This window comes from Nostoc sp. ChiQUE01b, assembly GCF_034531255.1.
Classification (GTDB): Bacteria; Cyanobacteriota; Cyanobacteriia; order Cyanobacteriales; family Nostocaceae; genus Nostoc.
This window is the reverse complement of sequence record NZ_JAVRBM010000089.1, coordinates 25,490-37,109: the sequence shown is the minus strand read 5'-3', so window position 1 is coordinate 37,109 and position 11,620 is coordinate 25,490. Positions and strand designations below refer to the sequence as shown.

5 protein-coding genes and 1 pseudogene are annotated in these 11,620 nt (G+C 40.9%); 1 reads left to right on the top strand and 5 read right to left on the bottom strand.

The window, feature by feature from the left end; all coding sequences use genetic code 11:
- The 5 genes and pseudogenes from RMY63_RS34730 to RMY63_RS34710 all read right to left on the bottom strand — a co-directional run.
- Positions 1–901, bottom strand: a pseudogene (locus tag RMY63_RS34730) (hypothetical protein); the annotation flags it as partial.
- Between the two features lie 855 nt (positions 902–1,756).
- Positions 1,757–3,016, bottom strand: coding sequence for an inorganic phosphate transporter (locus RMY63_RS34725; protein WP_322733057.1), 1,260 nt, complete (start codon positions 3,014–3,016; stop codon positions 1,757–1,759).
- Positions 3,017–3,097: 81 nt separating this feature from the next.
- Positions 3,098–4,144, bottom strand: coding sequence for a zinc-dependent dehydrogenase (locus RMY63_RS34720; RefSeq protein ID WP_322733058.1), 1,047 nt, complete (start codon positions 4,142–4,144; stop codon positions 3,098–3,100).
- Positions 4,145–4,336: 192 nt separating this feature from the next.
- On the bottom strand, positions 4,337–5,770 hold the full coding sequence (locus tag RMY63_RS34715) for an efflux RND transporter periplasmic adaptor subunit (protein WP_322733056.1): 1,434 nt from the start codon (positions 5,768–5,770) through the stop codon (positions 4,337–4,339).
- A gap of 102 nt (positions 5,771–5,872) precedes the next feature.
- Positions 5,873–9,103 (bottom strand): efflux RND transporter permease subunit, encoded by a 3,231-nt coding sequence (locus RMY63_RS34710; protein WP_322733055.1) that lies wholly within the window; start codon positions 9,101–9,103, stop codon positions 5,873–5,875.
- Between the two features lie 620 nt (positions 9,104–9,723).
- Here RMY63_RS34710 and RMY63_RS34705 point away from each other — a divergent pair.
- Complete coding sequence (locus RMY63_RS34705; RefSeq protein ID WP_322733054.1) at positions 9,724–11,517, top strand: FAD-dependent oxidoreductase; 1,794 nt, start codon at positions 9,724–9,726, stop codon at positions 11,515–11,517.
- Positions 11,518–11,620: the final 103 nt, after the last annotated feature.

Below are 11,620 nucleotides of genomic sequence, written 5' to 3'. Positions count from 1 at the left end.
AAGAAATTGGATTCGCGGTATTTTCTCTAACAATCGGCGGCTCTAATGTCGTTTCCCTTAGCGACAAATCCTTGCTGGGAGAAGAAATTGGATTTGTGGTATTTTCTCTAACAATCGGCGGCTCTAATGTCGTTTCCCTTGGTGAAAATTTATTGGAGATCGGGGAAATTGGCTCAAGGGAATTTCTTACTACTTGCTCAAACTCTGGTAGCGATGTTTCAACAGAACTGTTTTTTTCTGGCTCAGTAAACTGCAAAACATTAGGTATCCCTACTGTTGCTGATTTGCGTGAAGTTTCTTCTATAGTTTTATCTAGTTCTCCATGCAGGCGATTAACAAACTCCGTCAAAATCGTTTCCCCTTGCTGCTGCTGGCTATACATCCGTGACAACTGTTGGGAAAGATTACTTTGATAGTTCTTCAGCTCCTGTTGTAAGGAATTAAAGGTAACAGTAACGGTGTCATCTAGACTGTCAAACATGTGTTCGACTTTTTCATTAATTTCACCTACTACATTGCTGCTCACTTCAGCAGACTTCAGCGCCGCTTGTTCGTAAGATTTGCCCTCTATGCTTTGATTAGCTAAAGTTGCCAGAGAGGATTGCAGTTGTGAAGATATATGCTTTGCCAGAACTTCTGCCAGTTGCCGAATTAACACTTGCTGCTCAGTAATTTGGCGCACTTGTTGTAAATGCTCTTTTTCCTCTACCAAGCTTTGAATCTCATCAGATAACCGATTTTTTTCTGACTGAAGCCGCTTTACATCTTCTTGCAAGGCTCTGAGAACATTCTGCTGAAGATTTTCTAAGTCTTCAACTACAGCCCAAAGAGCATTTTCTGCCGCTCTAGATAGCTCCCCTCTGACTCTTGGGTTTTCTGGTTGCTTCTCGAATCGCCCCATTAGCTTCTAACCTCTAACACTTTGACGATAAAGCTGCTTCCCGTACACTTTATTGGCGGTCATCCTAATTTCCTGTATTTTGTCAGATAAATTAAAAATTTTAACAGCACTTCCGCATTTCAACGTAATTCTGTCATACTAGACACAAGTTAGCAAAGCATCTAAGTTTGCCACACAGGTTACTACACCGTGTTCTCTTCAGCATTGATAAGTATTTAACCATTAGATTTGGAATTTTGGTGAGGTAGCACCCGTCTTGGTGAGTGAGTCGCCGTCTTGGCGCTCTGCGTCGATAGCGCAGCGTTAGCGAGTCATCGAGCGTCTGGCGAACTCACGAACCCAAGGGCGATTCCCATCGTTAGCAACGCTAGAACGTCTGGGGGATTGCCCAACTGAAGGGATTTTGAGTTGATTGCCACGCCTGTAAGTCCCTTAAATAGAGACTTTTTTATTTTTGGTCAGTTTAATTTCATAAATTATTTGCCAATGAAATTTTTACTTTTAAAGAAATCTCACTCCAAATAAATATTTAGGGCTTGCTGCCAATAATAATTGTCAAAAATTCACAGATGCGTGTGCGTAGGCGACTCGTCGCTAGATATCCCCACCAAATTGTCTGACTTGCGAAACTAGCTGTAAATTTGTGTGGAATGTAACTGGTGTGACAGTTTATCTCTCTAAATGGAGATTAAAGTATCCTTCTGTGGAAATTCAAAGTTACGCTATCCCCTGCACAACATTCTAATGAATGAGCAGCAATTCTGCAAAAGCACGCTTTTTTTGGCGTTGTTGCAGTCTGGGTTTTGCTTTGAGTAAATTCCAGTAGAGGAAAAGTTTGGAAAATATTAATAATTCTTAGAAGAATAAAATCCGGGCGATGCTGAAAATAGCAGCGCTAAGGGCAGCACTCACGGGGATTGTAATTAGCCATGCGGCAGCAATGCCTTTTAGTGTTTGAAACTTAATCGACTTGAGATTTTGCACTAGTCCAATACCAACGACACCACCGACGAGAGCGTGGGAGGTGGAGACTGGTAAACCTAGCCGGGAAGCAATGAGGATAGTGGTAGCAGTTGCGAGTTCGGCACAAAATCCACTACTGGGTTGCAAGGCAATGATGTTTTCGCCAATGGTAGCAATGACTTTTTTTCCCCAGACAGCTAAACCACCAACAATACCAGCACCACCAAGGATTAAAATCCAAAGGGGGATAGTTATACCATTAGTAGGTACGCTACCAGTACGATTGATGTAAACGATCGCAGCTAAAGGAGCGATCGCATTTCCCACATCATTAGAACCGTGAGCAAAAGCTACAAAGCAAGCACTTAATAGTTGGAATCGGGCGAATAATCTTTCTACGGGATTGGGGAGTATTTCTCCCTTGTCTCCCTTATCTCTCAATTGTCGCCAACTAATGATTGTGAGTCCAACTGCTGCTACTGCACCTGTTAATAGGGGGATGTCGTAAGCAGGGATTGTAAAACCAACTTGCTCAATTACAAAATTGGTAAGCGGTTCTGTGAGTGATGGTAAGACAATCACGCCGAATATACCTAGCAGCAGAGTACTCAACCAGGGAATCCATTCTTGTAACTGCACTACTTGATTGGATTGATCTAAAATCCAGTGCTTGATTTGACTGTAAAATAAAGCGGCGATCGCACCACTAATTAACGGCGTTAAAATCCAGCCAATGGTAATTAAGCCAATTGATGACCAATCAATTGCATTTACTCCCAAAGCTACCCAACTAAATCCAGCGATCGCACCAACAACCGCATGAGAAGAGGATACAGGTAAACCGCGTGATGTGGCAATTTGCAACCACACACCACATGATATTAGTACTGTTACCATCCCAGTAACTAATATTTGGGGTGTAGCTGCGAATAAGGCGGGATTAGCAATTTTCGTTGCTAGAGTTTCCGTTACCTCATGTCCAAACAACACAGCACCCGTAAACTCTAATACCCCAGCAATTATTAGTGCTTGTTTGAGACTAACAGCTTTGGAACCGACAGAGGTTCCCATCGCATTAGCAACATCGTTTGCTCCGAGATTCCAGGCGACGTAGAAAGCTAGTAGAGCGACGAAAAGTAGGGTAATAAGCATTTTTTGAGAGAGGAGGGGGAGCAGGGGGAGATGAGGGAGCAGGGGGAGAAAAATTGCTTCCTCATCCCTCTCATCTCCCTTTTACGGATAAATTAAGATTTTATAAGTATCCGGTGTGGGTGCGATCGCAACTTCCACAGCTGCTGATAAATCTTTTAATGGATAGCGATCGCTAATCAACGCTTGCACGTCAATTCGCTGATTAAATACAATATCGGCTGATAGATTCTGAAGCCGATAAGATGAGCTATAACTGCCTATTAAGTCAATTTCTCGACGGTAGAGGATATTTGGGTTGATGGGAATTTCCACCTGATCGGGGAATTCGGCGAAAAACAAGATTTTCCCACCTTTGCGCGTACTATCAAGTGCTTGAAAGAAGGCTTTTTCACTAGGAACAGCCAGCAAGGTAACATCAACACCTAGTCCACCAGTTAAGGCAGAGATTTTAGCGGGTAAATCGGGATCGCGAGCATCAAAAGCCGCCTCTGCACCGACACTTAAGGCTTTATCAATTCTAGAGGGTAGTAAATCAGTAGCGATCGCTTTTGCTCCGAAATACTTCACCAACATAATGAACATTAACCCAATTGGCCCAGCACCAGTAACTAACACAGTTTGTCCTGGAACAATTTGGGCTTTTTTCACAGCTTTCAAGCAGCAGTTAGTCGGTTCGACAAAACTCGCTTCTTCAAAACTGATGTTATCCGGGATGGGAATCAACCCACCGTTTTCGACAATATGTCCAGGAACCTTGACATAATCAGCAAAACCGCCACCACTGGCGTTAAAGCCTGCGGTAGTGGAGATGTTTTTGTAAACATCGCACATGGAGAAATTATCATTTAGGCAGTAGGAGCAACGCATACAGGGGATGTGATGCATCACCGCTACTCGTTGTCCAACTTGCCAACCTTTGACATTATTGCCTAGTGCTGCGATCGTGCCGGCAGTTTCATGTCCAAAAATGCGCGGCGGTTCATATAGGGGATAACGAATTTTTTTAATATCTGACTGACACAACCCCACAACCCGCACCTGTACCAGCACTTCATCTGGTTCCAGGGCTGGAACTGGGATGTCTTCGTAAGAAAGTTGATTAACGCCTCTAAATACCTGTGCTTTCACGTTGGTTTTTCCCTGCTCAACGATACTAGATGTAGCATTAGTAGTCAACGTTAAGCTATCAAATTTGAGATTTAATGTTGCTGATAAACCTTGGTACTTCTCTACAAATTTTATGGTTGGACAAATTAGGCTGCGATCGCAACCCTATTCAATTAAATGTAACCAGATATTATGTTTTTTGAATATTTGATTTTAATTCCTTGTTTTAGGCTTGGATGCAAGTACCTGAACCGATTTCCCATCTTGGAGAGCATCTGTAGGATTAGTAATTAACCTAACATTAGGGCTTAAACCAGAAACCACTTCAACTTCAGTACCATAATCTCGTCCAAGCTCTACCTTCTGGTATTTAACTTTGTTTTCCTTCGTCACAGTGGCTACTTGTATACCATCTGCATTAATCACTAAAGTATTAGCTGGTACTAATAAAGGTGGATTGGCACGTTCAGTCTTAAAAGTCACTTCAGCATACATCCCAGGACGCAACACATTCTCTGAATTCTGTACTTCAATTTCAGTTAAAAGGGTATTTGAAGTAGCATCTAAGACATCAGCAGTCCGAATAACTTTACCAGAAAAAGACTTTTTCGGTAGCTCACGAACACGAACAAGGGCAGTTTGTCCGGGGTGAATTGATTGAACAAAAGCCTGGGGAACGTTAATTCGGATACGTAAATTATTTGTCTGAGCAACCTTAAATAGCCACGAATTTCCACTATTATTATTGCTACCCGCAGAAATTAAAGCTCCTGTGTCTACGTTACGAGCAGTAATTACACCTGAAAAAGGAGCAACAATTTGTTTGAATGATTGTAAAACTTTTATCCGTTGCAAGTTTGACTGAGCAGCGTTTTTACTGGCAACAAAGGCATTAATATTAGCTTTTTGGGAATTAATACCTGCAAGGGCAGTATTGATACTTTCTTGGTCTGAATTAACGCGAGCAATTAAAGTATCTACATTAGCTTGACTTGCATTAAAAGCAGTTTTACGTTCATCAGCAGCTTGTGTAGTCACTACTCCTTGCTTTTGCAGTAATTGCCAACGTTGCCAAGTTTGACGTGCTAGTTCTAGGTTTGTACGTGCTTCGATTAATTCAGCCTGTCTAGCCTTTAAGTTGGCTTTTGTTTGAGAAAAATTACTTTGCTTTTGTGCTAAATCTGCCTGGACTTCAGCAATATTAGCCTCAGACTTTGCTAATTCTGCACGAGCTTGCTGTACATCTTGGTCAATTTCAGGCGCATCAATTATGGCGAGTGACTGCCCTTGATTGACGCGATCGCCAATATCCACTAACCTTTTTTGTAAATAGCCACTGGTACGGGCATAGATTGTGGTTTCTTGGCTTGCTTGAATGCTGCTAGGTAGGATTAATTCGGTGAAATTAGCAGCAACTTTTGGTTTAACTATATTGACTGAAGAGGCTTGTTTTGTTGTAGATTTAGCAAAAGCATTTAATTCTAATTGCTGTTTTAAACGAGGGATAATACCAAGTGCTAAAAGCCCAGTTACAACAAAAGTAGTAGTAACAATAATAGTAATAGAATTGAAGCGACTTTTTTTAGTCGTTGACGGGATTGATGTGGGATCAGAACGATCAACTTTGATATTTTCTTGAGTATCCATACTAGAGAATTTCTATTTTATTTGTTGATTTATGAAAATTTAAGTGGTTCTCAGATCCCTGACTTCTTAGAGAAGTCGGGGATCTAATTATTCACGAGTAATTTAGCGATTGGCTACAGTTAATTTGATAGTAGAGGATAGTTCTTCCTCTAAATTTTGGGGTTGTTTTCGGCGCAAAATACTATAAATTACGGGTACAAAAATTAAAGTTGCCACTGTTGCTGCTAATAATCCACCGATTACAGCACGTCCTAAAGGAGCATTTTGTTCACCACCTTCTCCTAAACCAAGAGACATTGGTAACATTCCCATAATCATAGCCCCAGCAGTCATTAATACTGGACGCAAACGGGTATAACCAGCAGCTAAAGCGGCAGAAACAGCTTTTTCTCCTATTAGACGTTGCTCATTAGCAAAGGTGACGAGCAAAATACTATTGGCAGTAGCAACCCCAATACTCATAATTGCACCCATCAAAGAAGGTACACTAAACGTTGTATTAGTTACAAATAGTATCCAGACAATTCCTGCTAAAGCATTTGGCAGTGCCATCATAATAATGAATGGATCAATCCAAGATTGGAAATTGACTACTATTAAGCAATAAACTAATCCAATTGCAAATATTAATCCTACTTCTAATCCTAGAAAAGATGAATTCATCGTTTCTACTTGACCCTTCACCATAATTGACGTTCCACGTGGTAACTTCTGCTGAAATTGTTCAACTATTTTATAAATATCGCTGGCTACACCACCTAAATCACGACCTTGAACATTGGCGTAAATATTAAATACAGGCTGTACGTTGTAATGATTAACAACAGCAGGAGCTTTCCCACGTTTAACAACAGAAAGATTGCTTAAAAGTTGTGACGAATTGGAACCATTAGTAATAGGTAGACTCTGAATTTTGTCTAGTGAGTTAAGTTTATATTGGGGAACTTGTACTGCTACCGGATAACTCACTCCTTTGATAGGATCGAGCCAAAAATTGGGTGATGTTTGACCACTAGAACTTAATGATGTGAGTAGGTTATTGGCAACATCTCGTTGAGTTAATCCGTTACGTTGTGCTTGAGAACGATCTACATTAATACGTAGGTTTGGGGCATCAACGACTTGATGTAAATGAACATCAACTGCTCCCGGAATTTGAGCTATTTGGGTTTTGATTTGTTTAGCAATTTTGTAATTATCTTGGCGATTCTTCGCTGGGCCTATGACCTGAATATCAATAGGGGCTGGTAAACCGAAATTGAGAATTTGAGTTACTATATCCGCAGGTTGGAAAAAGAAGGTTAATTCAGGAAATTGGGCGGTTAAGTTTTGGCGTAGTTGTCTAACATATTGCCAAGTAGAATGATGTTTACCTTCTTTAAGACCGACAAGAATTTCTCCATCACCAGGCCCGATGGTTGCTGTGTCACTAAAAGCAAGGTTTACTCCCCCTACAGGTACACCAATATTGTCAAGAATAATTTCTAATTCTTGCTCAGGAATAACTTGGCGAATCTCATTTTCAACTTGAGTAAAAATCTGTTCTGTCTTTTCAAGTCGTGTTCCCGCAGGAGCGCGGACGTGCAACCGAAACTGACCTGCATCTACTTGTGGGAAAAAGTCTTGACCAACAAAAGGTAGTAAAACTAAGGCGCTTACCCAAAAAGCACTAAACATTGCAAAAACTACACCGCGATGATTTAGAGCTTTGGCTAAAGTATTTCGATAGTTTTGGCGAAATTTCTGAAATTGGCGGTTAAACTGCTCATGAATTCGCCAAAAAATATCTTTTTTAGGAATTACATGACCATTACCGTTATTATCTAGATTTTCATGTTTAGTATAAAGATGTAGTTCTTTACCAAGCAGAAACTTTGCCAACATTGGTACTACTGTACGCGACAGTAGATAGGAGGCAAGCATAGCAAAAACAACCGCCATTCCTAAAGGCATAAATAGCGATTGTGCTACTCCTGTTAAAAAGACAATTGGGATAAAAACAATACAGATTGCTAACGTTGAAACGAAAGCTGGAACAGCTATTTGTTGTGCGCCATCTAAAATAGCTTGTTGTAGAGGTTTTCCTTGTCCCAAATTCCGATGGATATTTTCAATTTCTACTGTGGCATCATCAACTAAAATCCCAACTGCTAGAGATAGTCCTCCTAAGGTCATAATATTCAAAGTCTGTCCTATCAATCGCAGGGCAATAATAGAACAAAGAATTGATAAAGGGATGGAGATTGTCACAATTAAAGTGCTACGCCAACTGCCTAAGAACAATAAAATCATCGCGGCAGTTAAACAAGCAGCAATCAATCCTTCGGTTAATACTCCGTGGATGGAAGCTTTAACAAATATCGATTGATCGAATAAGATATCTAAATCTAATTCTTTGGGTAATATGGCTTGAATTTTTGGTAGTCTTTTTTTGACTCGCTCTACAACATCTAAAGTTGAAGCACTACCATTTTTGAGAATGGTTAATAAACTAGAACGTCGCCCATCTCGACGGACAATATTATTCTGCACTGCAAAGCCATCATGGACTTGGGCAACATCACGTATATAAATTACAGTGCCATTAATCTGTTTGATGGGTAAATTGTTTAATGCTTCTAAGACTTGGGGACTACTATTGAGTCGAACACTGTACTCGCGATCGCCTAATTTGGCATTTCCTCCAGGTAAAATAAGATTTTGGGCGGTAATTGCGGTTGTGACATCTGTAGCTGAAAGACCTTTGGCAAATAATGCCTGCGGGTCAATATCTACCATAATTTGCCGAGGTTTGCCTCCATAAGGTAACGGTACAGATGCACCTTGAACAGTCGCTAGCTGAGTCCGCAGAAAATTATTGCCGTTATCATAAAGTTCTTGCTCTGATAGTGATGTGCTGCTAACACTTAGCTGGAGAATTGGCACATTAGACGCATTGTAGCGAACAATTAAAGGAGGTGTAATTCCTGGAGGTAAACCTCGAAGAATTGTTTGAGTATTAGAGGTAAGTTGAGCTACTGCTGCTTCAATTTTTGCTCCTGGTTGGAAGAAAACTTTAATGACGCTAACACCATTAAGTGATTGTGATTCGATGTGTTCAATGTCATTGACAGTGGTTGTAAAAGAGCGTTCGCTGCTTGTAACAATCCGCTGTTCCATTTCTTCTGGTGAGACACCACTATAAGACCAAATTACACTGACAACGGGAATATTAATTTCTGGAAAAATATCCGTTGCCATGCGCGTAATAGTAACTACTCCTAAGACAAAAATAAGTATGGAAGTAATTACAAAGGTGTAGGGGCGACGAAGAGCAAGTTTAACAATCCACATTATTTTTTAGTTTAAATTTTTCTTTTTTCTTTACTCTGTCAGTGCGATTTACACTAAAAGAAATTATTATTTAAATTTTAGTTATTCATTGCTAATTGCCAAATGAATATTCACTGAACGCTTTCATTTGCAATCAGCTAGATTTAAAAGATTTATTTAATCCGGTAACTTGATAGGTTTACAGTATTTTATATGAAATTATCTTTGCATACAGATGTATAAAATGCAAGACCCTATACTTCATCAAAATTTTATGTAATATTTAATACATAGTTACGGTAGTACCTTGTCAAGCTAGTTTTGATGGTTTGTAGTAAGCACTTAACTGCTTAAGCTGTTACGCAAAGAAAATTGCACATTAATTAGTGTTCGCGCAGCGTCTCCTTCAGGAGAGGGTTGTCCTTTGTCCTTAGAAACACAAATGACTAATGACTAATGACGGTCTATACGGAGTTTGTGCAATATATAAGCGCACTAGCTTACCACGAAGTTGCTTACCCATCAATTTAAACTTGACAAAAGCTGATTTCTAGAGGTGAATTATAAACTCAGCTGATAAAAGTAGAGCCAAGGATCAACCGAAATCAGCTAGATAGCTAACCCTGGTAGAGGATTTGGTCATGGTTCATCAGACATACATAGCTGATGTCTTAGTTGTTGGTGGAGGAACTGGAGGAACTGCGGCTGCTATCCAAGCGGCACGACGGGGAGCTAAAACCATTTTGGTGAGTGAATTTCCTTGGTTGGGAGGAATGCTAACTTCGGCTGGTGTATCTGTACCCGATGGCAACGAATTAGAAGCCTTTCAAACGGGGTTATGGGGTGCGTTTTTGCAGGAATTGCGACAACGACAGCCGGGAGGATTAGATAACAGCTGGGTAAGCTTTTTTAGTTACGACCCCCGGATTGGAGCAAAGATTTTTGCAGATTGGGTGCAGGAATTGCCGAATCTGCACTGGATTTCTGGACAAGTACCTTTAGAGGTGTTCCGACAAGGTGATTCTATAACTGGTGTCCGCTTTGCTGATTTTGCTGTCACAGCCAAAATTATTCTTGACGGTACAGAGTTAGGAGATTTATTAGCTTTAGCTGATATACCTTACCGTTGGGGTTGGGAATTGCAATCTGAGTGGGGAGAACCCAGCGCTCCAGTGACTTTTAACTCTTTAACTCAGAAATATCCTGTGCAAGCGCCCACTTATGTAGTGATTATGCAGGATTTTGGTGAATCAATTGCACCAGAGATTCCGGCGGCCCCTAACTATAATCCATCACAGTTTACAGGTGCTTGGGATGGCTATGGGGCAGAGACATTTTTAAATTATGGACGTTTGCCTGATGCCCTGTTTATGATGAATTGGCCAATCTGTGGCAATGACTATGGCGAAGGGGTAGGGCGGTTGATAGAGTCAGATGTAACCAGAAGTGAATTCATCCAAGAATCTCGCTGGCACAGCCAAAATTTTGCTCATTTTATCCAAAAACAGCTTGGTCGTCGCTATGGTTTAGCAAAAAAAGTATTTCCTCACACCCCTACAGCTTTTGCACTGCATCCCTATTACCGGGAAAGCCGCCGCTTAGTGGGGCTAACTACTGTCCGAGAACAGGATATTTTGCCGATCGCAACAGGTAGAGTTGCATCTATATTTAATGATGCGATCGCCCTTGGCGTTTGCGTTCGCAAAGCGTCTCCGACAGGAGAAGCAATCGCAGTTGGTAACTACGCCAATGACCATCATTATCCTGGTGTTCAATTCCCACTGCAACCTAAATCCATCCGCTGGGGAGGACGTTGGACTGGAACTCCCTTTACAATTCCCTACAGTTGTCTAATTCCAGCTACAACCGATGGTTTCTTGGTCTGTGAAAAGAATATTTCTGTCTCCCACATTGCCAATGGCGCTACCAGATTACAACCTGTGGTGATGGGAATTGGTCAAGCAGCAGGGATGGCAGCAGCGATGTGTGTTGAATTAAACTGCCAGCCGAGAGATTTACCTGTGAGGACACTGCAAACGGCTTTATTAGAAGATAATCGCTCAAAAGCGCTAATTATTCCTTTTTTTAATCTTCCCCCCAATCGTTCGGATTGGCGTTACTGGCAACTGTATTACTTAGATAACCCACAAGCCTATCCAGTTAGTGGCGATTGCCCTGACTCTGCTTTTGACAAAGCATTAATTCAGGAAAGTAACTGTTTCAAAGGGATTTTTTACCGCTTAGAACAGCAAGAATACAAATTCACTGTCACAGCCCCAGCCGCATATCAAGGGCAAAGTTGGCAGCTTGTGACTTTGCGATCGCATATCGACGAGCAATTACGTACTTATCCCCACGAACAATTAGTTACATTGTGGGGTCGTTACAATCACTCTGGTAATTGGTTATTAGTCGAACATTTAAACAAAGGATAAGAAGAGTTTATTTTCAGTAAAACAGAATACTTTTTGATGAATTGTCCGGATATTGATTAAAAAGCTAAGTATTAGTGAAAAGGAGAGTTCCAAAATAGACATC

Excerpts from the sequence above, each read along its gene's own strand:
- RMY63_RS34705 (WP_322733054.1), top strand. The coding sequence starts at position 9,724 with ATGGTTCATCAGACATACATAGCTGATGTCTTAGTTGTTGGTGGAGGA.
- RMY63_RS34715 (WP_322733056.1), bottom strand. The coding sequence starts at position 5,770 with ATGGATACTCAAGAAAATATCAAAGTTGATCGTTCTGATCCCACATCA.
- RMY63_RS34710 (WP_322733055.1), bottom strand. The coding sequence starts at position 9,103 with ATGTGGATTGTTAAACTTGCTCTTCGTCGCCCCTACACCTTTGTAATT.
- RMY63_RS34725 (WP_322733057.1), bottom strand. The coding sequence starts at position 3,016 with ATGCTTATTACCCTACTTTTCGTCGCTCTACTAGCTTTCTACGTCGCC.